This window comes from Vreelandella lutescens (genome assembly GCF_014640815.1).
Lineage (GTDB): Bacteria > Pseudomonadota > Gammaproteobacteria > Pseudomonadales > Halomonadaceae > Vreelandella > Vreelandella lutescens.
On the sequence record NZ_BMHM01000001.1, the window covers coordinates 603,203 to 625,325 of the forward strand.

General features: G+C 53.9%; 18 protein-coding genes and 2 tRNA genes. 12 read left to right on the forward strand and 8 right to left on the reverse strand.

All coding sequences use genetic code 11. From position 1 onward, the window contains the following. The first annotated feature begins 15 nt into the window (after positions 1-15). From IEW65_RS02825 to IEW65_RS02835, 3 genes are all read left to right on the forward strand, one after another. Positions 16-1,284: an efflux RND transporter periplasmic adaptor subunit gene (locus IEW65_RS02825; protein WP_188637993.1), complete on the forward strand. Its 1,269-nt coding sequence runs from the start codon at positions 16-18 to the stop codon at positions 1,282-1,284. After that, complete coding sequence (locus IEW65_RS02830; RefSeq protein ID WP_188637994.1) at positions 1,284-4,472, forward strand: efflux RND transporter permease subunit; 3,189 nt, start codon at positions 1,284-1,286, stop codon at positions 4,470-4,472. Before IEW65_RS02825 ends, IEW65_RS02830 begins: the two co-directional genes overlap by 1 nt. A 219-nt stretch (positions 4,473-4,691) precedes the next feature. Next, entirely contained in the window at positions 4,692-5,366 is a 675-nt protein-coding gene (locus IEW65_RS02835; protein ID WP_188637995.1) for a hypothetical protein, read from the forward strand. A 12-nt stretch (positions 5,367-5,378) separates the two neighbouring features. Here the strand turns inward: IEW65_RS02835 and IEW65_RS02840 are convergent, their stop codons facing one another. Both IEW65_RS02840 and IEW65_RS02845 read right to left on the reverse strand, forming a co-directional pair. Beyond that, the gene (locus IEW65_RS02840) at positions 5,379-6,305 is read right to left on the reverse strand and encodes an alpha/beta fold hydrolase (RefSeq protein ID WP_188637996.1); all 927 of its coding nucleotides are present in this window, start codon (positions 6,303-6,305) and stop codon (positions 5,379-5,381) included. 73 nt (positions 6,306-6,378) lie between these two features. Then, positions 6,379-6,990 carry a TetR family transcriptional regulator gene (locus IEW65_RS02845; RefSeq protein WP_188637997.1) on the reverse strand — a complete coding sequence of 204 codons (612 nt, stop codon included), beginning with the start codon at positions 6,988-6,990 and terminating at the stop codon, positions 6,379-6,381. Between the two features lie 245 nt (positions 6,991-7,235). On the opposite strand from IEW65_RS02845, the gene IEW65_RS02850 reads away from it, so the two are divergent. Then, positions 7,236-8,267 carry a succinylglutamate desuccinylase/aspartoacylase family protein gene (locus IEW65_RS02850; protein WP_188637998.1) on the forward strand — a complete coding sequence of 344 codons (1,032 nt, stop codon included), beginning with the start codon at positions 7,236-7,238 and terminating at the stop codon, positions 8,265-8,267. A gap of 187 nt (positions 8,268-8,454) precedes the next feature. Next, the gene (locus tag IEW65_RS02855) at positions 8,455-9,906 is read left to right on the forward strand and encodes a catalase (RefSeq protein WP_188637999.1); all 1,452 of its coding nucleotides are present in this window, start codon (positions 8,455-8,457) and stop codon (positions 9,904-9,906) included. Positions 9,907-9,972: 66 nt separating this feature from the next. Here the strand turns inward: IEW65_RS02855 and dusA are convergent, their stop codons facing one another. Beyond that, positions 9,973-11,016, reverse strand: coding sequence for a tRNA dihydrouridine(20/20a) synthase DusA (gene dusA, locus IEW65_RS02860; protein ID WP_188638000.1), 1,044 nt, complete (start codon positions 11,014-11,016; stop codon positions 9,973-9,975). A gap of 986 nt (positions 11,017-12,002) precedes the next feature. Between dusA and IEW65_RS02865 the strand changes: the two genes are divergently transcribed. Beyond that, positions 12,003-13,073 carry a nucleoid-associated protein gene (locus IEW65_RS02865; protein ID WP_188638001.1) on the forward strand — a complete coding sequence of 357 codons (1,071 nt, stop codon included), beginning with the start codon at positions 12,003-12,005 and terminating at the stop codon, positions 13,071-13,073. Between the two features lie 7 nt (positions 13,074-13,080). Continuing rightward, complete coding sequence (locus IEW65_RS02870; RefSeq protein ID WP_188638002.1) at positions 13,081-14,529, forward strand: hypothetical protein; 1,449 nt, start codon at positions 13,081-13,083, stop codon at positions 14,527-14,529. A 62-nt stretch (positions 14,530-14,591) separates the two neighbouring features. Here the strand turns inward: IEW65_RS02870 and IEW65_RS02875 are convergent, their stop codons facing one another. The 3 genes from IEW65_RS02875 to IEW65_RS02885 form a co-directional block, all read right to left on the reverse strand. Continuing rightward, on the reverse strand, positions 14,592-15,014 hold the full coding sequence (locus IEW65_RS02875; RefSeq protein WP_188638003.1) for a PIN-like domain-containing protein: 423 nt from the start codon (positions 15,012-15,014) through the stop codon (positions 14,592-14,594). Next, positions 14,998-15,678: a MerR family transcriptional regulator gene (locus tag IEW65_RS02880; protein ID WP_188638004.1), complete on the reverse strand. Its 681-nt coding sequence runs from the start codon at positions 15,676-15,678 to the stop codon at positions 14,998-15,000. The genes IEW65_RS02875 and IEW65_RS02880 overlap by 17 nt, the downstream gene beginning before the upstream one ends. A gap of 298 nt (positions 15,679-15,976) precedes the next feature. Next, positions 15,977-16,288 carry a type II toxin-antitoxin system HicB family antitoxin gene (locus IEW65_RS02885; protein ID WP_268234697.1) on the reverse strand — a complete coding sequence of 104 codons (312 nt, stop codon included), beginning with the start codon at positions 16,286-16,288 and terminating at the stop codon, positions 15,977-15,979. A 744-nt stretch (positions 16,289-17,032) separates the two neighbouring features. On the opposite strand from IEW65_RS02885, the gene IEW65_RS02890 reads away from it, so the two are divergent. Both IEW65_RS02890 and IEW65_RS02895 read left to right on the forward strand, forming a co-directional pair. Continuing rightward, on the forward strand, positions 17,033-17,395 hold the full coding sequence (locus IEW65_RS02890; RefSeq protein ID WP_188638005.1) for a helix-turn-helix domain-containing protein: 363 nt from the start codon (positions 17,033-17,035) through the stop codon (positions 17,393-17,395). 224 nt (positions 17,396-17,619) lie between these two features. After that, a complete protein-coding gene (locus tag IEW65_RS02895; protein WP_188638006.1) occupies positions 17,620-18,198 on the forward strand; it encodes a hypothetical protein in 579 nt (192 codons plus the stop codon). 17 nt (positions 18,199-18,215) lie between these two features. Here IEW65_RS02895 and IEW65_RS02900 read toward each other — a convergent pair whose 3' ends face one another. Continuing rightward, a complete protein-coding gene (locus IEW65_RS02900; RefSeq protein WP_188638007.1) occupies positions 18,216-18,740 on the reverse strand; it encodes a helix-turn-helix domain-containing protein in 525 nt (174 codons plus the stop codon). A gap of 288 nt (positions 18,741-19,028) precedes the next feature. On the opposite strand from IEW65_RS02900, the gene gltX reads away from it, so the two are divergent. The 3 genes from gltX (at position 19,029) to IEW65_RS02915 (ending at position 20,838) form a co-directional block, all read left to right on the forward strand. After that, positions 19,029-20,507 (forward strand): glutamate--tRNA ligase, encoded by a 1,479-nt coding sequence (gltX, locus tag IEW65_RS02905; protein ID WP_188638008.1) that lies wholly within the window; start codon positions 19,029-19,031, stop codon positions 20,505-20,507. A gap of 129 nt (positions 20,508-20,636) precedes the next feature. Continuing rightward, positions 20,637-20,712 (forward strand) — tRNA-Ala (locus IEW65_RS02910). A 50-nt stretch (positions 20,713-20,762) separates the two neighbouring features. Further along, positions 20,763-20,838 (forward strand) — tRNA-Glu (locus IEW65_RS02915). A 376-nt stretch (positions 20,839-21,214) separates the two neighbouring features. Here IEW65_RS02915 and IEW65_RS02920 read toward each other — a convergent pair. Next, positions 21,215-22,096, reverse strand: a complete 882-nt coding sequence (locus IEW65_RS02920; protein WP_188638009.1) for an NAD(P)-dependent oxidoreductase — start codon at positions 22,094-22,096, stop codon at positions 21,215-21,217. Between the last annotated feature and the right edge of the window lie 27 nt (positions 22,097-22,123).

Consider the following 22,123-nt stretch of genomic DNA (forward strand, 5'->3'; position numbering starts at 1 on the left):
ATGGGAAATCGACGCATGAAAAGAGTGATTCACTCAGGTAGAGCGAGTTTAGTGACGCTGATAGCCGCGTTGGCGCTTACGGCATGTGGTCAGGAGCAGCCACAAGAAGAGCAGGGCCAGCAGCAGGAAGCGCCGCCCCACCCGGTGGAAGTCACTGAGATAGCGCGTCAAGACATACCGCTGGATAAATCGTACCCGTCGCTGCTGCGCAGCGACAGCGAAGTGACGCTGGTGGCGCGAGTGAGCGGTTTTCTGGAGGAGCGGCATTTCGAGCCGGGCCAAATGGTGGAGCAGGGCGACCAGCTTTATACCATTGAGCCCGACTTGTATCAGGCCACCGTTAATCAGCGTGAAGCGGACCTGCAAAGTGCCCGCGCTGAGCTAGCCCGTGCCCAGCGTGATGCCCAGCGTTTTGAACAGCTGCTCAGCCAGAACTCTGTCAGCCGTCAACAGTACGACCAAGCACTGGCCGAGCAGCGCGTGGCGCAAGCTAACGTTGCCCAGGCAGAAGCAGCGCTCACCAGCGCTAATCTGGATTTAGGCTACTCCAATGTGACCGCCCCGGTCTCTGGCATGATCAGCCTAAGCCAGATTAACGTTGGTAACTTGGTTAACTCGGGCACTGAACTAGCCACGATAACGCCGCTGGACCCGCTGGAAGTTCGCTTTCAACTACCTCAGCGTGATGCGTTTGAGCTGCGTCGCCAACTCGGCAATAGCGGCAACGCGTCTGATATTACCGCCCGCCTGCGTGTCCCTGGCCTGGATGGAAGCGAAGGCAGTGAGCTTGAAGGCCGTCTGGACTTCCTGAGCTCACGCGTAGACACGGGTACCAGTACGGTTCAGGCATCGGCGACGTTTGCCAACCCGGATGGTGAGGTTTTGCCAGGACAGTTTGTGCGCGTTCGCATTGAAGGCTTGAAACGCTTTGACGTGCTAGCCGTGCCTGAAATTGCCGTCACTCAAGGTCTGATGGGGCCTTTAGTGTACGTGCTGGATGACGAAAACAAGGCCCGTGAGCGCACTGTACAGCTGGGTGAGGTAGCGGGCCCGTGGCAAATTATCCGCAATGGCCTAGAGCCAGGTGACCGTGTGGTTGTGGGCGACCCCGCGGGTTTACAAGCGGGTGTTCTCATTGATCCCCAGTCGTTTGATGGTGATGCATCTAACGTGGTGGAAGAGGTTGAGCAGGAAGAAGCCCAAGAAGAAGCGCAGGCGGCCGAGGCGATGCAAGAAGCTGATGGCGCACAACCCGCTGCTGAAGGGGAAGAGGGCGCGCAATAATGAATTTCTCTAACTTCTTTATCAGTCGTCCGATTTTTGCCACGGTACTGGCCATTATCGTGACGCTGGTGGGCGTGATGTCGATGCGGGTGCTGCCCATAGAGCAGTATCCCAGTGTCGTACCGCCTACGGTGGCGGTACAAGCCCAGTTCCCAGGGGCGGATGCTGAGACCGTAGCACAAACGGTGGCTGCACCGTTGGCAGAGGCCATTAACGGCGTTGAGGACATGCTGTACATGACCTCTAATAGCGCCGACAACGGCACCATGAGCTTAAGCGTGGCGTTCAACATCGGTACAGATGGCGATATCAACACGATTAACGTCAATAACCGTGTGCAGGGAGCGCTTTCGCAGTTGCCCGAGGCCGTGCAGTCCCAGGGTGTTACCGTTGAACTTCGCTCAGACTCTATCTTGATGCTGGTGGCCTTGACCTCGCAAAGCGGGGATTACGACAAGGTCTACATGCAGAACTACGCCACGCTCAACATTCTAGATGAGCTGCGCCAAGTACCGGGGGTAGGTAACGCTGAAGTACTGGGTGGCGGTGAATTCGCCATGCGTATCTGGATGGACCCTGACAAACTGGCGCAGTACGACTTAACGCCCAGCGAAGTGGCGAATGCCATTCGTGCCCAGAATACCGAAATTCCAGCCGGTAACTTGGCCGCCACGCCGCAAAGCGAGCCGCGTGCTTATACCTATACCATCACCGCCGGTGGACGACTGTCGAGCACGGATGATTTCCGTGAAATCTTCCTACGTACCAATCCGGATGGCTCGTCGCTGCGCCTGGAAGACGTCGCACGTATCGAGCTGGGTGCTTCCTTTTACGGGGTCGATGCACGCCTGAATGGCGATGCTATGACGCCGATTATCATCAACCAGCAGCCAGGGGCAAACGCGCTAGAAACCGCTGATGCGGTGCGTGCCACGATGGAAGAGCTGGCGGAACGTTTCCCGCCAGGGCTCGAGTACGTGACTCCTTACGATACGACGCTGTTCATTGATGCTTCGGTAGAAACGGTGATCAAGACGTTTATCGAAGCGTTCCTGATCGTTATCGTGATTCTGTTTATCTTTCTGCAGAACTGGCGCTTTACCGTCATCGCGATGTCGGTGGTGCCGGTATCGGTAATTGGTACCTTCGCGGGCTTCTATCTGTTCGATTTCTCGATCAACTTGCTGACGCTGTTCGCTCTGGTGCTCTCGATAGGTATCGTGGTGGATGACGCGATCCTGGTGGTCGAGAACGTTGAGCGGGTACTCAGCGAAGAGGATGATATTAGCGTTCGGGATGCGACGATTCGGGCCATGAAGGAGGTTGGTGGACCGGTTATTGCGACCTCGCTGATCATGGCAGCGGTCTTTGTGCCGGTGGCCTTCCTGGGTGGTTTTACTGGTCAAATCTATCAGCAGTTCGCGATTACCGTGGCTATTTCGGTAGCGTTATCCGCGCTGATGGCATTGACCTTTACCCCGGCCCTATCGGCTATCTTCATCAAGCACAACCTGCATAAAACCAAGCAATCGGCGTTTAAGCGCGCGATCACCACGCCGCTGCGTCTGTTTGACCGCTTCTTTGCGGGCTTTACCGCCGTGTATATGTGGTTTGTGAAGAAGCTGGTGCACTTCTGGGTGCTGGCCTTGGCGCTTACCGTTGCCGTCGGCGCGGGTTCCTATTGGCTGTATGCGAATACGCCCTCGACGCTGGTGCCGGAAACCGACCAAGGGATCGTGCTAGCCAGTATCTCCTTGCCGGATGCCGCATCGCTGAGCCGTACGCAGGCGTACATGGCGGAACTGAGCGAGCAGATCGAAGCGATCCCAGGGGTAGAGTACTCCTCTGCGGTGGCGGGCTACGACATTCTGTCCAGCGCGGTGAACACCGCACGCGGCATTATGTTTATCAACATGAAGCCGTGGGCCGAGCGTGAACTCACCGCCAATGAGCTGGTAGGTCGCATTATGCAACTGGGTGCGAGCATTGATGGTGGTTCGGCGATGGCCTTTAACGTGCCGCCGATCATGGGGCTGTCCACTACCGGTGGTTTCACCGGCTACCTGCAGTCGTTTGACGGTGCCTCCACACGGGAGCTGTATGAAGCCTCGCTGCAGATCATGCAGGCCGCGAACCAGCACCCTGTGCTAAACCAAGTGTTCAGTACGTTTAACGTGAACGTGCCCTCATACCGGGCTGACATCGATCAGCAAAAAGCGCTCAGCTACGGCGTCGCGCTGGAGAACATCAACTCCGCGCTGGCGAATACGTTTGGTAACGGGTTTGTGAACTACTTCAGTTATCAAAACCGCAACTTCCAGGTGTACTTACAGAACGAAGACGAGTTCCGTAAAACGCCTGAAGACGTGAACAGCGTTTACGTACGCGGTGGTAACGGCGAGCGCATTCCTCTCTCAGAATTTGTGACGCTGGAACGCCAAACGGGGCCTTCAGTGGTGTCACGGTTTGGGGTGTATGCGGGTGCTCAGTTCCAGGGTAACCCGGCAGCGGGCTATAGCTCCGCCCAAGCCATCGCAGCCATGGAAGAAGTGGTTCAAGAGACGCTGGGCGATAACTGGGGCATGGGCTGGACCGGTACGGCGTATCAGGAATCCAACCTGGGTAATACCGCAACGCTTGCGATTGTGTTCGGTATCTTGATGGTGTTCCTGATTTTGGCGGCACAGTACGAGAGTTGGTCGTTGCCGTTGGCGGTACTTACCGCAACGCCCTTTGCTTTCCTAGGCGGTATTGGTGGCATTGTGCTGCGTGGCCTGGATACCAGTGTCTACGTTCAGATCGGCATGCTCGTGGTCGTCGGTTTGGCGGCGAAGAACGCGATCTTGATTGTCGAGTTTGCTGAGCTGCAGCGTAAGGAGCTTGGCAAAACGATTCGCGAGGCGGCGATTACTTCAGCTGAGCTGCGTTTCCGCCCCATTGTGATGACCTCGCTGGCGTTTATTTTCGGTACCTTGCCGTTGGCATTGGCAACCGGTGCCAGTGATGTCAGCAGCCACCATATCGGTACGACGGTGGCGATGGGGATGGCGTCGGTGGCGATTCTGGGCAGTCTGTTTATTCCCAGTTTCTATGCCATGATCGCGACGGTATCGGATTGGCTTTACCGCAAGCGGCATCCCAACAAGGTTAGCCAAGAGCAAGCCGCGCTGGGCCACGAGCACTCTTAACCGTCTTCGTTAGGCCTACCACGGGCACCCTGATAACAGGGTGCCCGTTTTTTTTGCCAGCTAACTGACAAGGATCAATCGGAGCGCTTTATAAGCCAATAAGATGAGCTACGCTAATGAAGTGACCATCGTTTTCAGCTTGTGCTAATAAACGCTAATAAATAAAGCTTCGGTCAGGCGAAAACAACACTGGGCAACATGCTCAGAGGAGAACACGCCATGCAAACGTTTATTTCTGCTGCTCTGCAGTTTCCTACCATCGTTTTTACCTTTCTGTTGGCGCTCATCGCGCTTTACTGGCTGCTGGTACTGGTCCGGCTAGCTCCGTTAGAGCTATTTGAACGCGATAGTTTGCGCGATGACCATATGGCCAGCACGTTGGTATCTCTTGGGTTTGCGGGCGTTCCTGCCACGCTGGCGCTTAGCTTTTTGGTGCTGTTTGCCGGGGCGCTGTCGCTGGCGACTGAGCTGCTTGCGCTGCGCTGGCTGTCGCTGGGGATGCTGAGAGTGCCGGTGGGCGTACTGGTGGTGTGGGCGTCGCTGGCAGTGGCTTCACCGATAGCCGCGGCTGTGTGCCATGCTATTCAGCGTGCGCTTCACCGCTACCAACCCTTCAAGCGCCGCTGCTTGCTGGGGGCGACAGTCGTCGTCGCGGAGCGTCAAAACGATGAGTCTGCGAGCGCCACACTGCTCAATGAACCCAACAGTACGGTCAGGCTGCACTGCAAGGCTGGCGATTGCCCACAGCCAGGCGAGCGCCGTGTGCTGGTGAAGTATTTGGCCGAGGAGGGTGCATATCGCAGCGTTTTAGAACAGCATTACCTGGATACGCGTGTGCGTATCAATAAGCTTCGCCTGCAGCATAAGCACCACCCCAACGGTTACTCCACCTGATACGTGCTTGCGTCAATGAAACCAGTGCCGCCACTGTTTCGTCAGCCAGTTCAGTAGAGAGGGCGAGGCGGTGGCGATAGGTTCATGCTCGCGATGATGGCTCAGCGGAGTATTGAGGAAATGGCGGATGGGCGTGACCTGTTCAGGGCAATTGAGCATCGGTGCATGCCCGCATCCCGCTGCGGTCAACGTTGTTAGCGATGGCTGTACGTCGGCCATTTTGGGTAGCGTCTCGGCGTCGAGCAGTGTCGAGGTCTCGCCCCGAATTACCATAAGCGGGCAGCGAATCTTCGCCCAGTCGGCCCAGGTATCCCGGGGTGTATCGTGAATAAACTGCTCGCCGATTCGTGGGTCGAAATGGTAGGTCCAACTGCCATCGGGCAAGCGGCGGGCGCTATTAAGGGCCAACGCGCGCCACTCCTGTTCGCTGGTAATGCCGAAGCTGGCGTAGTGTTTGGTCAACTCTGCTTTTAGATCAGCAAAGCTATTAAAGCGGTGGGTCACGCCAAAGTAACTTGAGAGCGCAATCAAGCCCTCTTTGTTTAACTCTGGCCCTACATCGTTAAGAATCAGACGGGATATGCGCGAGCGATGCTGCTCATCTGAGGCGATCAGCATGCCCAGCAAACCGCCCATAGACGTGCCGAGCCAGTCCACCTGTTCGAGCTGGTAATGATCCAGCAGCGCAATGGCGATGGTGATGTAGTGGCTGTAGAGATAGTCGTGGGCGGGGAACAGCGACCAGCTGGACAACCCACGTCCCGGTGTGTCTGGGGCGATAATCCGCCATTCGCTGCCCAGTTCCTGGGCCAGTGCGGCAAAATCACCGCCGTGGCGGGCAAGCCCGTGCCAGGCAATCAGCGTTCGTGGCGCAGTGGGGTTCCAGATGCGTACGGCGATATCCAGTTCGCGTACGCGGATAAACTCTAATGCATCCATACACGGCTCCTTTCAAAAGGTAAGCTCAGTATAGGCGCAATGCTGCAGTGCAGTAGAGAAGTGTTGTTGACGACTAGCGCTGAAGCATAGTGATTAAGGCATTAATCAATTCGCCACCGCGGTCTCGAAGACGGAAGGCGTCGGGGTTGCGTAGCCAGTCGTGGAATAAGCCTCCCAGCGTGGACTGCATCAGCCGCGTAGCCACTTCGGGCGTTATATCTTCGCGTAGCAGCTGTTGCTGTTGAGCAAGCTGAAAAACCGCCAGCATCTCATCGAAACACTCCTCAGCAATCTCGTCCTGCATTTCGATAGGGTTAATATCGCTAAAGAACTCACAGCGGTGCAGCAAGATAGATAAGATGCGTTGATGGGAGGGCTGTTCCAAGCGGTTTAACCCCGCTAAGCAGGCAAGCCGAATAGCCTCCAGCGGCGACACCGTTGGGTCGGTGTTATTGACCTCTTCCATTAGCGACTGGAAGGGCATGCGAACCCGTTGCACCAGCGCCATGAACAGGTCGCCTTTATTCTTGAAGTGCCAATAGACAGCGCCTCGAGTAAGGCCGGCATGGCGGGCAATTTGCTCCAGCGACGTGCGCGCAACGCCTTTAGCGAAAAACACCTCTTCAGCAGCATCCAACAGCGCTTCGCGAGTTGCAGCAGCCTCCGCTTTGGTTTTTCTTGCCATGAAACCATTACCTCAATATCGACACGTGATGACGCTATTTTATCTGAAGTGATGCCTCTTTTACATTCAAAACTGTATGGATAGTCGCTTAAGTTGATAATACAGGTTATCAAGCTCGTTATTTGGTGCTAAAAAGCGTATAAGATTTATTTGAAAACACTGTTTTAAAATGCTGTTTTAACATCCTGTGGCCACACTGCTCTGGCTAGTCAGGGTCTGTCTCATCGTACGTTTAAGGAATGGCAATGGCGCGAGCACCTTTCACTCTAGCTGGGCATACCGTGATGCCTGGGCAACGTTTACAAATTGATGTGCCGGTGGCGCGCCTATATACCCATACGCCGCTGCATATTCCGGTCGAAGTGGTGCATGGCCGTAAAGAGGGCCCGGTGATGCTGGTGTGCGGCGGTATCCACGGTGATGAAATCAACGGCGTGGAAATTGTGCGTCGTTTGCTGCGTTCCAAAGCGATTAACAGCCTGCGCGGCACGCTGATTGCCGTGCCGGTGGTCAATGTGTTCGGCTTTTTACAGCAGACTCGCTATCTTCCAGACCGGCGCGATTTGAACCGCTGCTTCCCAGGGAGTGAGAAAGGCTCGCTGGGTGGCCGTATCGCGGCTCTATTTCGTGAAGAGATCGTCGACCACGCCACGCATATTATTGACCTTCATACCGGTGCCATTCACCGTACCAATTTGCCGCAAATCCGCGCCCAGCTGAGTGCGGGTAGCGAAACCGAGCGCATGGCAGATGCCTTTGGCGCGCCGGTGATTTTGAACGCTGAACTACGCGAAGGCAGCCTGCGCCACTACGCCCAGAATCGTGGTATCCCGGTACTCACTTATGAAGCAGGGGAAGCCCTGCGTTTCGACGAGTGGGCGATTGCCCCCGGCGTAAGAGGCGTACTACGCGTTATGCGTCGTTTGGGCATGCTAGCAGGCGAGCAGCGCCGCCGATCAGTGGCACCCGCAGAGCTTGCCAATGGTTCTAGCTGGGCGCGTGCGCCGATTGACGGCATTTTACGCCCCAAGGTACGTTTAGGCGCACGGGTAGCCAAAGGCGAAGTGTTGGGCAAGGTAGCGGATCCGTTTGGCAACGATGAAGACGAAGTGCGCTCCATGGCTGACGGAATCGTGATCGGCATGAGCCGCTTACCGCTCGCCAACGAAGGGGAAGCGCTCTACCACATTGCCCGTTTCGACGAGATCGAAGAGGCCGAGACGGCCATCGAAAGCTTCCAGTCCAGCTTAACGCCTCCGCCAGACGCGATGTATTGATGCTTTTTGATAGATAAATGCTATTGGGCTAATAGCCCGGCATCCAGCGCCATGGATGGCGCGACAACGGCTTGTTGACTATACCTGTGTGGGTGCCGCCTTAGCCTACGTTAAACACGGCTTAAGAAGACGGTGCTTTCCAGTGGTACAGACCGTGCCATGTCGAGCGTGACAAGGAGGAAGAGCAATGAGCAGCAGCCAGCATCCCACCACTAATGAAGCAGGTATTCCGGTATCGAGCGACGAGCATTCACTGACGGTAGGCGCGGATGGCCCGATCGTCATGCACGATCACTACCTGATGGAACAAATGGCGGCATTCAACCGGGAGATGATCCCCGACCGCCAGCCCCACGCTAAAGGCAGCGGTGCCTTTGGTCATTTTGAAGTCAGCCAAGATATTAGCCGTTACACCAAAGCGAAATTTCTGCAGCCGGGCACGAAAACCGATGTGTTGATCCGTTTTTCCACCGTGGCAGGGGAGAGCGGTAGCCCAGACACCTGGCGCGACCCGCGCGGCTTCTCGATTAAGTTCTACACCGAAGAAGGCAACTTTGACATGGTGGGTAACAACACCCCCGTGTTCTTTGTGCGTGACCCAATGAAGTTCCAGCACTTCATTCACTCCCAAAAGCGCCGCGCCGATAATGGCCTGCGCGACCACGATATGCAGTGGGACTTCTGGACGCTGGTGCCTGAATCCGCCCACCAAGTGGCGTGGCTAATGGGCGACCGCGGTGTGCCCGCCACATGGCGGCATATGAACGGCTACTCCAGCCACACTTATATGTGGGTGAACGAGGAGGGGGAACGGTTCTGGGTGAAGTATCACTTTAAAACCGATCAAGGCATTAAGTGCATGACCCAAGAGCAGGCCGACCAGATGGCCGGCAGCGATGCGGATTACCACCGCCGCGACCTGTTCGAATCGATCAAGCGCGGGGATTACCCTACCTGGACGCTGCACATGCAGATCATGCCGTTTGAGGATGCCAAGACCTACCGCGTTAACCCCTTCGACCTTACCAAAGTGTGGTCGCATAAAGAGTACCCGCTGATTGAAGTGGGCAAGCTAACGCTAGACCGCAACCCCACAGATTTCCACAGCGAGATCGAGCAGGCGGCATTTGAGCCCAACAACATGGTGCCGGGCACCGGGCTTTCGCCGGATAAAATGCTCTTGGCTCGCTCTATTTCCTACGCCGATGCCCACCGTGCGCGGTTAGGGGTGAACTACAAGCATATTCCGGTTAATACGCCTAAGTGCCCCGTGCACAGCTATGGCCAGGGCGGTGCAATGCGCATTCGTCACTCCACCGACCCGGTGTACACGCCTAACAGCAAAGGTGGCCCCAAGGCAGACGGGCAGCGCTACCCGGAAGATGCGGTGTGGTCGACGGATGGGCAATTCGTGCGCGCCGCGTATACGCTGCGCAAAGACGACGATGACTGGAGCCAAGCGCACGCATTAGTGCGTGAGGTGATGGACGATGCTCAGCGCGACCGGCTGGTTTCCAACGTGGTAGGGCACCTTTCCGATGGCGTGACTGAGCCGGTCTTGGAGCGCGCCTTTGAGTACTGGCGCAATATCGACCAAGAAGTAGGTGAACGTATTGAGCAAGGCGTTCGCGCGCAGTAGTCACTCAAAAGAAAACGCCCAACGATACATCGCTGGGCGTTAGTGAAACCGTCAGCCCGTCGGCCGTTAGGTCACGGGCTGGCTGTTTATTTGCTCGTCGATAGGCTCCGCTTCAAACTCAGGCTCGCGAACCAAGCCAAGCGCGTCATCAAACAAGCGTAAGCCCGCACCCTCTTTATGTGCGTGCTCCGAGAGATGACGACGGAATCGACGCCCGCCAGGACAGCCCTGGAAAAGCCCCAGCAAATGCCGCGTAATGTGGTTCAGCTTGGCCCCTTCATCCAGCCGCTGCTGAATGTACGGGCGAAACGCCGTGGCCGCTTCCAAACGTGTACGGGCAGGGCCGGGCTCGCCAAAGAGGTGCTCATCCACACCCGCTAGTAGCCACGGATTTTGGTACGCCTCACGACCCACCATCACGCTATCCACCTGCTCAAGCTGCGCTTGGCACTCCGCCAGAGTTTTAATCCCGCCGTTGATACCAATATGCAGCTCAGGATGGCTCTGCTTTAAGCGGTGCACGCGAGGGTAATTGAGCGGCGGAATATCGCGATTCTCTTTTGGCGACAGCCCCTGCAGCCACGCCTTGCGGGCGTGCACGGTAAACACTTCACAGCCTGCTGAGGCCACAATATCAATAAACCGCGCTAAATCTGCGTCTTCATCTTGGTCATCAATACCAATACGACACTTCACCGTGACCGGAATCGACACCGCCGCCTGCATAGCCTTCACCGCAGCGGCCACTTTTTCAGGGTGGCCCATTAGGCACGCGCCAATCATATTGTTCTGCACCCGGTCGCTGGGGCAGCCAACGTTCAAGTTGACCTCATCATAGCCCCACGCCTGCGCAATCGCCGCGCACTCCGCCAGCTCACCCGCATCGCTGCCCCCCAACTGCAACGCAATCGGATGCTCCACCTCGCTATAGCCCAAAAAGCGCTCGCGAGGAGAACCATGCAGCACCGCACCCGTGGTCACCATCTCGGTATACAGCAGCGCCCGCTTGGTGAGTGTGCGTGCGAAGGCGCGGTAGTCGCGGGTCGTCCAGTCCATCATGGGGGCGACGGAAAATCGGCGGGCCGCATCTGCTGGGTTTTGTTTCGTCATATTAATCACTTGCATACTTGGTATGCGATGTAAGTACACACATCTATTGCCCTCTGATCGCGGCTATTTGCTAAATGAACCGTAGCACCATGACCTACCATGGTGGCTATCAGAAGTGGTGGGCGCGTTGGCGGGCAATTGTACGCAAGAAAGGGGTGGCAGCACAAAATAAGTCACTGCGCTTTGATACGCGTGTGTTAGCGCTTCAATAATTCCTCCTGACATCGCTGTTGTTCATAACTCTTGCTGGATACTGATTATTTTTACAGTATAGGGTCTAGGCGTGGTGCGGTGCATAGCTCATAATGGAGCCAACAGGAGAAAGCGAATGCTAGTGAGCTCCTAGCGGCCTGCCGTGGTGGGTCTGTCTGTAGCACCCCGCGGTAGCAGATATAGACCGGCGCAAGTTTCCGCCTAGCTGTTTTCTGGTTGAGATCAGCGACGAGGTGCCCCCAGGTGGGCCATAGATGGAAGGCGATGTGCTGATAGTGGATGAAGCCCACTCGTATGGTCACGACGATCTGATGGTGAGGGCTAGTTCCGATTATTCAAAACCAACCGCGTCGGCAGCCGCTGCCGCTTGCTGCCACCCTCAGGTGGGGAAGGGTACTTCATTACCGCGAAGCAGTTTCGCGGAGTGGTGGTCAGGCCGGCGCGGTGTTGGGCGGTGTAAGCCATTTCTTACAAAAGTATGGCGAAAGGCTTACATCATCGGTTAAGTTTATTTGTCATAGTGACCTTGTCGCCCAATAGAATGCGTTGTTCTAGCTCTTCGTCAGAATATTGCGACAATAAAAATCCCCGGCCATGTGGAGTGGCTGGGGGGTGTATTGGATCATGGCCTGAGCGGTACGGCTGGTTGCCCCAATGCTGGTATGCACGCGGGAGTAAGTGCACCAGGCATGCTGTGAATGGAGTGGCCGTTCTAATTGGCCGTTATAGCCAGCGGCGGAAGATTTTTAATATCAGAATAAAAGGGACTCAACATGGTGGGACAACCGTTAGACGGAGTACTTAATCAGGCGCAACGTAACACGCTAGAAATCGTAGATTTCATTTTTCATATCATTGACCCCGAGGCTCCTGGGAAGGTAATAAAGCTCGACGAGGTTCAGCTGCAAGATAAACAGAAAACTTTCTTTCTTGATAGGCTGAGGGACATCGCTGAAGGCACACAATATGTTTTTAATCCCGATGCAGTGAATCTGCAGGAACAAAGTCAACAGCTCATTGAGGATCGTGATGGATTCGTTGAGCTTTCATACCTAATGACTCAAGAGTTTGCACGTCTCCACCGTGGTCAAATGTCGGCGGGTGTTTTCATTGTCTCAGTGGTTAAGTACCTAGCCGATGCACATGATTGGCAACAATTAGCGTTCCTAGTAAAGATGGATCAACAGGAATCATTTGCTTACAGCTATGAAGAGATAGACGGTCGGAGATTAGCTGTTGTCAACGAAATTCCCAATGCTCTCAACGAGAATAAACATGCGATTCAAAAGAGTGCGTTAATCGATCCTGTAAATCAGTTTGCTTGGGATGTATTGGCCTTTGATCGTGTCAAAAAGCCAGTATTGAGTGATTACTTCCAGTCTTTCCTAGGCGTAATTGAACGACAGCAGGATGCAGCATTAACCCGGATGGCTTATTCAGCAGTTCGGAAGTGGGCTAAAGATGTACCCCGGGATCAACTTCCTCCTGGAGAAGATGTAAACACTTACAGAGAAAGAGCTCTTAATTACCTAAACGACCATGATACTTTTGAGACGGATGCATTTCTTGATTCAGTAGTAAAAGATGAAAATGCTGAGCGAAAAGCACAGCATATGGGGGCACTACGAGATGCCTTAGCTGAAAATGGCGTAGCGGGCCAAAGCTTTCGGCCTCGTCCCGATTCCCTGCCTAAAAAGCAGCGCAAACAGGTCTATGAGACCTCAGAAGGTGTTACGATAATATATGAAGGCAGTCGTGAGGAAGCCGGCATGCACATTGAAGATATAGATGGTGGCGGCAAGCGTATCACTATCGAAACCCACCAGCTAACGCCTAAAGGTTAGAGCCGCAATGTATCCTGTTTTGGATCTGCTCCAGGCCATTGATGATCTTCGCCCTCATGCATCGCAAGAAATTGATGAGGGCTTACGCTTGATTATGGAAGGTGATGAGCTTAGCGCATCTGTGCGGGAAAGGCTGTTGAGCGTATTTAACCACATTGAGCGATTAGGCATTGAATCGCCAATGCTGAAAATCGTTGATACTGGTGACACTATTGATGCAGAAGATCTATCTACAAGCGATTTTGATGGTGAGCCTTGGCGTTTAATCTTAGGTAAAACGCCCATAGCAGGTTGCCTCCGAGCAAGAGGCGATGAGACAACATTACTGTTCTTTAGTGTTAATGGTTTCCAGCAGTGGCTTATGAACTGGGACCCTTGCTTGTACCCTACAGGCAATGTCCCTGACTTTGCGAAGCCCGTGACAATAAGAGTTCAAGGGCTTTCGCAAAGTGTTGGAGGACCACTTCTCTGGGTTATGCCTCCAGGAGCGCCATGCCCTAACGTTGAAACAATTAGCCTGCCCGAATCTAAAGAGGTTCATGGATTAATTCATACTAACGCTACCCGTGGTCTTCGGGTTTGCCCTATGGGATATGCTCTAACCTGGGGAGATTTAGAAAATCCAGAAGTAGCTCCATTGGTTAAATTGAGCTCAATGGTAATGTCTGTTTGTCTTGTGCAAGAATTACGCTGTATTGAAGGTCGTTATGAAGCTACCCTGAAAGGCACAAAGCGTATTTCTATGCCGTTGTATGATGAAGATCAGATTGTAAGCGCTAAGACACTAAAGATTTTAATCGAGGCAGTTCTCTGGGTATATGAAGAGAGACCCGAAACTCGCCTCAGTCTAGTAATGGACAGGTTGTCAATCGATATTGAGCGAGAACAATCTTTGCTTTCAGGTATGGAAAATCACCTCGGAGCCGCTCTGTACCAAGCGCGTGATAGCTATGCATTTGTTATTCTAGAGCGTAAAGACGCCTACCATAAAGAAGTGCGCGAGCTTATGAAGGACATGAAATCTCATGCAGATTTATACGCTGCGAAGGTCCGTGAACTTGTTAATTCGCTCACACGTGATGCACTTGGTATTTTATTTTTTGTTGCTTTTTCGTTCATTGCCAAATTCGATAAGAACAACTTCGCAGACCTATTGGTTAGCGCTGAGTTGGCATTTTTGGTAAAAGTTCTGTCTTGCTATTTATTACTGTCATTTGCTCTTCAATTATCTGCACACTGGCGAGATGTTTTGCTTGCTGATCAAGAAAGCAAAGCATGGCTCGATGTATTACAGCACTATTCATCACAGGCGGATAAGCAAAACCGTTTTCTGCAGCCTATCGATAAGCGGCGAAGAACTTTCTATTTTTTCTTGTTTATTACAGGTTGTGCTTATTCATTACTAGCTTGGGCAACATGGAACTTGCCAAAGATCATTGAACCTTGGATTGGTTAGCTATAATAAATGACAATAAAGGAAAGCCCCGCTAATTTTGCGGGGCTTTTTGTACAAAACGATCAATTAACAGCTTTCCTACGTCCCTTTAGCTTGGGGGATCTTACCCAAGTCAGGTCGTAGTGCATGGGGCCTGTTGTCTGAATCACTTCTTTTGATATGACGGGCCACCATTCAATCAAGCGCAGCGCGGTTTGCCAGACGTTTTTCTTTTTCCAGTCCTTACCCAGGTTAATTGTGGTAATCCCGCAATATTCGAAGGCAAGCATTTCCGGGTCACCTTTATTGAAGCGATCCTTCGACAGGATCACCCAGGTTTCCTCTGATTGTTGAAGGCGTTCAAGCCACACTTGATCAGGCACACCATGACCACCGTTAAAGGTTTTGGCATGCACGACGGTATGGCTTTCTGTACAGAGTTGGGCTAAGTGGTTAAGAGCGCTGGCAATGTGATGGCTGATATTTTCGTCAATGAAGAAGTGCACCCGATAAAATCCTTTTTTCGAATTTCACGGCGCGTTCTACTTCCTCTTGCGTCACGTCATACGCACGGGCTGCTGCATCAGCGCTGCCTTCTACCTCGGCCGCCTGGGCCAGTGTGGCCGTGGGCATGTGGCTAGGCAGCACGATGGGCTTGCCGAAGGCAAAGCGAGGATCAACCACAATGTTCTCGTCTTCGGGATCAGGCTTCCAGCGAATGGGGTAGCCAGATGGGTCGAACTCAATATCCGCTTTCAGCGAAGGGGAGATCACTGAGTGAAATACGTTTTGACGTTTCACTAGGTCAGTGATGGCCATTTCGCCGCTGTCTTCCAGCACTTTCAAAAACACTTTCTTGCCATCGGTGCTGAGCTGGGGATTGATCAGGGGATAGTCACGCTGCAAGTAGTCTCTGAGTACGTGCAGTGCTTCACGAATCACCGGCAAGCTCACGTTGTGGCGACGGAATTGCTCTACCGCACGCAGTTCTAGAAGGTCTTTAAAGCTCAGCGTGTCTTCTGCGCCAAGCGCTTGGGGCTCAGGTTCCCATAACGGACCTTTGGCTGACCGCTCAGGCATAAGCCAGCGGCGGATCTTCTCCGCGTCTACGCCAATGAGGCGTTCTGCTTGCCTGGGGCTGTAAAGCCCGATGTTAGTGAATGCGGTCATGGTCTACCCCCCAGCGTGCGCTAGGTGTGAAATGCGGCGGCTTGTGCGTGGTGTCTTTTTGAGTCTTTTACGCTGTTATACATGGCTATAGTCTGACACTTTAAGTGTACAGCGCAAGGAATATCGGCCACAAAAAGTGTCATTTTGACACCTTTCGTGTTGCACTGCGTCAACTTATCTTGTGTGGTTTTTCTGGTTAAGTAACTGTTTTTTAAAAACAGTATTTTAAGTGGTCGCGTTGCCCGCTGGGATGCATCCACCAAAAAAGCCCCGCGCGTGCGGGGCTGTTGCGTGAGGGTTAGCTGGCTTGTTTGTTCCTGGCCAGTTCGGCCATGGCGACGCGGGAGAGAAAGCCGGAGCGGGTTTTGTCGCCGGGGTGGCGGGCGACGAAGTCGTCGATCTGTTTGACTAGGAGGTCGGGCAGGGTGACGTTGATCTTGTGGCTTTTGCCCAGGTAGGGCGTCACGTCGATATCGACGACGGCCCAGATCCAGCCGGTGAAGTCGGGGTTGTCCATATGGTGTTCGATGGACGTGGCTTCGGGGATGGGGTCGCCGCACTCGACCGCGACTTCCAGCCAGCCATCAATGGCTTCTTTGGCGTTGGCCAGGGCGTTGCATCAATTTGAGCCCACAAAGATGATTTTTAGGCATTTTAATACTTCTCAATCGTTATAGTAAAAATTGCGGCGGCTAGCGGCATCAGCGCGGCGCTCGGCGTTTTGGAGCGCGCGCTGTACCTGTTCATTGAGCAAGCGTGCCAGCGCTTGCTCATTGATGCCGGGGGCGGCGTGTACTTCGATGTTGATACCGCCGTGAATTACTAGCCTGCCGTTGGCGTGGCTTTGTAGCGGTGGGCGGGCGTCGATCTGTATCGCGCTGGTGTCGATGCGCAGCGTGTCGAATGCAAGCGGAAGAGATAGGTGTTTAGCGAAGTGGTAGCGTCGTCGGGTATTAATGTGGTGGTTTACGCCGTGTTAGCAGGGCAGAGAGTGGGCTTTTTTAGCTTTTAGCTAAAATTTTTCGATATTTTTTCGCTGTTAGCTATAATGATGGTGATGAAAACGATCACTTACCGTAAAAGCGCGTTAAAGGTGTTGCAGCGAATGCCACGGCCGGAGTCGAGGCGCATACAAGGCAAAATCAAGGCCTATGCGGAAGACCCGGAAAGCCAGCGCAATAATGTGAAAGCGTTGAAGGGGAGCGGGTATATTTGCCTGCGGGTAGGTGATTGGCGGGTGATCCATCGACGAGCGCGGCGATGTGCTGGATATCATTAACATCGGTGCCCGTGGCGGTGTGTATCAATAGCGCACCCATAATGCGCCCATAACAGCCAATGAACAGGAGGCGGCATGAGCGTCCCTCAAATTATTCAAACACCCACCGGTGAGAGATTGGTGGTGCTACCTGAGCAGGAGTACCACGCGCTGCTTGCGCGGTTGGAAGATCAAGACGATATCAACGCAGCCAACGCTGTCGTAGCGCGCGGTGAAGAGTCGTTTCCCGAGGCGGTCGTGGATGCACTGCTGGAGGGTGTGGCCCCTGTGAAGGTGTACCGCGAATACCGTGGGCTGCGTGCAGGGGAGTTGGCGACAAAAGCAGGCATTAGCCAGGGCTACCTTTCCGAAATAGAGTCGGGTAAAAAAGGCGGCTCGCTGAGTGTGCTGAACCGCATTGCGGCCGCTTTAGAGGTTGAGTTACGTGACCTAACTTAACGTCCATTTTTTCCTTGTGGATAGTTGAGCAGCGCCTCGCCTTAAACGGCGGGGCGTTTTAGTTGGTGGGGTACGCGCTGCTGTGCCGACTGTCTATAAGAGCGGACCGTTGATGTGCGTTCGCATAAACCCCTGCATCACATTGCGTATTTTGTGGTCAAAAGCGGTATGGTGAGAGCCATTGCTGGGTAGGCAAGCGTGGATCATTGAGATGAGGAGTCGTTATGGGGAAAACGCTAGGTTATGTTGGCGTGGCGCTAGTGGGGACCCTGCTGCTGTCCGGCTGTAGTGGGCCTGAGGAAGAGGTTGCACAAACCCAACCACATTCCGTAGCTGAGGAGCGTGCTTCTGAACCGGAGCCGCCAGCACAGCAGGTGGAGCCGCTGGATGTCGCTATTTCTACTTCTGCATCGCTCCGCGCTGATCGTCGTTTAATGGTGGAGGGCAATACGAATTTGCCCGATAACGCGCAGGTGCAGGTAATTATCGAGCGGGAGCTGAGTCGCGTACGTTGGCAAGCGCGCACCAGCGTGGTGAACGGTCAGTTTGAAGCGGGCCCGTTTGGCTCTGGAAGCGGGCTGCCGGACGGCGGTTATGTCGTCACTGTGCAGTTGGGCGAAGCCACCGTGCAGCCCCTAAGCGTACAGGCGCGTATTGGTACGCAGGGCGAACACTTGGCGGGAGAGCTCGTCAGCCAATCCCGCCACGGGTTAGGGCAGGTAGCCACCTACTCGCGCCGTTTCTTGGTGGGCAGTGAACCAAGACGAACGCGCGACCAGGTGGATGTTATTGAGGACAACTAAGGGGGGAGGTAGTTGCTTTAGGCAGGACACCAGTGCGCTAACAGCACCGCATGAATCGAGGTGTCGCTGGGCGCTTTTGCAAAGTGCTCAATGACAAAACGGTCATCACGCTGGATAAGGTAATGGCCTGCTTTGTGGAACACATGCGTTGGGCCAAGCAGGAGCAAGTCACCGGATGCAACGGGTGAGAAATCCGTGTCTTTGTCAGGCGTGGCCATCACGCAGGGCGCTTTCCAATCAATCTTCAGCGGCAGATGATGCGGGACAGTAATCGTTGTAGCCTGAACCTGTTCCCAGGGGAGGGGACCTGTATGGCTCAGGGTTAACAGTTGAGGCGCACTGTCACCTTCTAAAAGGGTAGCCAGCGAACAATCAAGGGCATCGGCGAGCGCCACTAAGCGCTCGTGACCGATCTGTTTGATCGCCCCGGACTCCCAGTAAGAAATGGTGACATCTGACACGCCAACTTTACGAGCAAGGGCAGCTTTGTTGAGCTTGGCCCGAAGCCGCAGTTGCTTGATACGTGAGCCTAGCGATTCCATTTCATTTTCCTGTCGATGAGCTAAATCAGCTCGTTGAATGTACTTCCGCCCTCATAGAGCGGCGCTCTGATCATGCAGAGAAAGGTGCAACCTGTTCTCATGTATGAACACGAATCATAGGTACTACGCCATACTAAGCGATTGTGCTTTAACGCGCATCTTCCTATCAATGATCCTTAAGCTTTCGATCAGACGCTTTTAAGGCAAACTCGTTCCCTTACGAAGGCTGTTGGTTGCTCTAAGGGTGCGTATAATGACGCCACGCTTAATAGCCAAAAGGACATGTTGATGACCGTACGTACTCGCATCGCGCCTTCTCCTACCGGAGATCCGCACGTAGGCACTGCCTATATTGCGCTGTTTAATCTTTGCTTTGCTCGTCAGCATGGCGGCCAGTTCATTCTGCGAATTGAAGATACTGATCAGGTACGCTCTACCCCTGAATCAGAACAGATGATTCTCGACTCTCTGCGTTGGTTGGGGCTTGAGTGGGATGAAGGCCCGGATGTAGGCGGCCCTCATGGCCCTTATCGGCAAAGCGAGCGGGGCGACATTTACGCGCAGTACGCCCAGCAGCTGCTAGATGCGGGGCACGCCTTTAAGTGCTACCGCACCAGCGAAGAGCTGGATGAGCTGCGTGAATCACGTAAAGAGGCAGGCCTGCACTTAGCGCTAAAGCCCGCCGATTTAGCCATGGGCGCAGGTGAGCAGGCGCGTCGTGAGCAAGAGGGCTGGCCGTATGTGATCCGTATGAACGTGCCCAGCGAAGGCGCGTGCGTGGTGAACGATATGCTGCGCGGTACGATTGAGGTGGAGTGGGCGCAGGTGGACGCGCAAATCCTCATGAAGTCAGACGGTATGCCCACGTACCACCTAGCCAACGTGGTGGACGACCACTTGATGGGCATTACCCACGTGCTGCGTGGCGAGGAGTGGATCAATTCCGCGCCTAAACACCAGTTGTTGTATGAGTATTTTGGTTGGGAAATGCCGCAGCTGTGCCACATGCCACTACTGCGTAATCCTGATAAGTCTAAGCTCTCCAAGCGTAAAAACCCGACGTCGATTAACTACTATCGCCGGATGGGCTTTCTGCCACAGGCGGTGACTAACTATCTCGGGCGCATGGGCTGGTCGATGCCCGATGAGCGCGAAAAATTCAGCTTGGCCGACATGATGGCAGAGTTTGATATTCAGCGTGTTTCCCTAGGCGGGCCTGTGTTTGACCTGGAGAAATTGACGTGGCTAAACGGCGTTTATATCCGTGAAGACCTGGATGACGATGCACTGTTGCAGGCACTGCGCGAGTGGGCGTTTAACGATGCTTACGTGAAGCAGATTTTGCCGCAGGTACGCCCACGGGTAGAGACGCTTTCACAAGTAGTTCCGCTGGCAGGTCACTTCTTCTCTGGGTTACCTACGCTCACGAAAGATGATTTCGACAGTGTGAAGCTGGATAACGAAGAGCTGGTCAAGCTGCTGCAGTTCTTGGTGTGGCGTTTTGAAAACGTCCCGGCGTGGCATAAAGAGGCCCTGCTCGCGGAAGTCAAAGCCTTGGCAGAGCACTTTGAGCTAAAAATGAAGGCGTTCCTGGCACCGGTGTTTATTGCGATTACAGGCAGCACGTCAAGCACGTCGGTGATGGACGCCATGGCTATTTTAGGCTCAGACGTGACCCGTGCACGCCTGCGTAGCGCGATTGAGGTGCTGGGTGGTGTTTCGAAGAAGCAGGCGAAACGCTTCGAGAAAGAGTACCGCGACCTGTAAGTTATCATCGTTATTGTCGATAGAAGAGCGCCGCGCAATCGTAGCGTGAGAGCGTGGCGTTTTCTTCGATAAATAGGCTTGACGAAGATCAGGCGAATCAGTAATATACGCTCCGTCTTCAAGACATGTGGGGCCTTAGCTCAGCTGGGAGAGCGCAACACTGGCAGTGTTGAGGTCAGCGGTTCGATCCCGCTAGGCTCCACCAATATCGGCTACGCTGATACTGTACTGTCGAAGGCTTTTTAGGTCAGATACGTCCCATTCGTCTAGTGGTCTAGGACACCGCCCTTTCACGGCGGTAACAAGGGTTCGAACCCCTTATGGGACGCCACCTCGTTTTATCTGCTTCCTCAAAATATTCTGATTAGCAAATAGCAATGAGTCTTCTCAATTGCTTATTTTGCATTCCTGTCGTTTAGAACTTGCGTCTATTTCACGCGTTTTTTATCAATATTGTGCTTGACTTGTCCACTTTTGCATTTCTGTGAAGGGGGTTGTGCACAACCACATAAATATGACGCAAAAAATCAGCGATTTAGCTTAATCTCTTTAAAATCAATAGCTTATATTAGGTCAAAAAATGACCAATTTAAGGCTGGGTCACTGTTCATGGCGATTCTGGGACGTTTTCTAGTGGTTGTGAACAGGGTTATCCACAGATAGTGTGGAAAACCCTGTCCAGGCTGGCAGTGCCAGAAAGTCAAGCGTTATTCAGGCTTGCGCAGACGCTTTAATAACGATGAAGTATCCCAGCGGCCGCCTTCCATCCTCTGTACGTCGGCATAAAATTGATCAACCAGCGCGGTGACGGGAAGGGTGGCATTTAGCCTGCGTGCTTGCTCTAGGCAAATGCCCAGATCTTTACGCATCCAATCAACGGCAAAGCCGTGATTGTACTCATTGGCAATCATCGTTTTGTGGCGGTTCTCCATCTGCCATGAGCCCGCGGCACCTTTGGAGATCACATCAATCACTTGATGCTGATCTAGCCCTGCCTGTTCCGCAAAATGCAGCCCTTCTGCCAGACCCTGTACTAAACCAGCAATGCAAATTTGATTGACCATCTTGGTGAGCTGGCCGCTGCTGGCGGGTCCCATCAGTGTCACGGCCCGGGCGTAATGATTGAGAAGGGGAGCGACCGCATCGAAGTGCGCCTGCTCGCCGCCACACATAATCGTCAGCGCGCCGTTCTCAGCGCCTTGCTGCCCGCCGGAAACGGGAGCATCGATAAACGCTACGCCCTGTTCACGGCATGCCGTATTCAGCTCCAAGGCCAAATCTGCCGATGCAGTGGTGTGGTCAACAAGGTAGCTGCCGCTGGCCATGGTGGTGAGCACGCCATCGCTCCCCGTGGTGACCTGACGAACGTCGTCGTCATTACCGACACATACCAGGACTAAATCAGCGCCTTTGGCGGCTTCAGCAGGGGTGGTGTGCGCTGTGCCGCCAAACGCCTTGGCCCACGCCTCTGCCTTGCTCTGGGTGCGGTTATACACGCGGGTGGTCAGGCCTTGCTTAGCAAGGTGGCCCGCCATGGGGTAGCCCATTACGCCTAGGCCGATAAAGGCAACAGTGGTTATGGATTGCATAAAACACCTTTGTTGTTGGTAAGTCGT

Excerpts from the sequence above, each read along its gene's own strand:
- IEW65_RS02825 (WP_188637993.1), top strand. The coding sequence starts at position 16 with ATGAAAAGAGTGATTCACTCAGGTAGAGCGAGTTTAGTGACGCTGATA.
- IEW65_RS02830 (WP_188637994.1), top strand. The coding sequence starts at position 1,284 with ATGAATTTCTCTAACTTCTTTATCAGTCGTCCGATTTTTGCCACGGTA.
- IEW65_RS02835 (WP_188637995.1), top strand. The coding sequence starts at position 4,692 with ATGCAAACGTTTATTTCTGCTGCTCTGCAGTTTCCTACCATCGTTTTT.
- IEW65_RS02840 (WP_188637996.1), bottom strand. The coding sequence starts at position 6,305 with ATGGATGCATTAGAGTTTATCCGCGTACGCGAACTGGATATCGCCGTA.
- IEW65_RS02845 (WP_188637997.1), bottom strand. The coding sequence starts at position 6,990 with ATGGCAAGAAAAACCAAAGCGGAGGCTGCTGCAACTCGCGAAGCGCTG.
- IEW65_RS02850 (WP_188637998.1), top strand. The coding sequence starts at position 7,236 with ATGGCGCGAGCACCTTTCACTCTAGCTGGGCATACCGTGATGCCTGGG.
- IEW65_RS02855 (WP_188637999.1), top strand. The coding sequence starts at position 8,455 with ATGAGCAGCAGCCAGCATCCCACCACTAATGAAGCAGGTATTCCGGTA.
- dusA (WP_188638000.1), bottom strand. The coding sequence starts at position 11,016 with ATGACGAAACAAAACCCAGCAGATGCGGCCCGCCGATTTTCCGTCGCC.
- IEW65_RS02865 (WP_188638001.1), top strand. The coding sequence starts at position 12,003 with ATGGTGGGACAACCGTTAGACGGAGTACTTAATCAGGCGCAACGTAAC.
- IEW65_RS02870 (WP_188638002.1), top strand. The coding sequence starts at position 13,081 with ATGTATCCTGTTTTGGATCTGCTCCAGGCCATTGATGATCTTCGCCCT.
- IEW65_RS02880 (WP_188638004.1), bottom strand. The coding sequence starts at position 15,678 with ATGACCGCATTCACTAACATCGGGCTTTACAGCCCCAGGCAAGCAGAA.
- IEW65_RS02890 (WP_188638005.1), top strand. The coding sequence starts at position 17,033 with ATGAGCGTCCCTCAAATTATTCAAACACCCACCGGTGAGAGATTGGTG.
- IEW65_RS02895 (WP_188638006.1), top strand. The coding sequence starts at position 17,620 with ATGGGGAAAACGCTAGGTTATGTTGGCGTGGCGCTAGTGGGGACCCTG.
- IEW65_RS02900 (WP_188638007.1), bottom strand. The coding sequence starts at position 18,740 with ATGGAATCGCTAGGCTCACGTATCAAGCAACTGCGGCTTCGGGCCAAG.
- gltX (WP_188638008.1), top strand. The coding sequence starts at position 19,029 with ATGACCGTACGTACTCGCATCGCGCCTTCTCCTACCGGAGATCCGCAC.
- IEW65_RS02920 (WP_188638009.1), bottom strand. The coding sequence starts at position 22,096 with ATGCAATCCATAACCACTGTTGCCTTTATCGGCCTAGGCGTAATGGGC.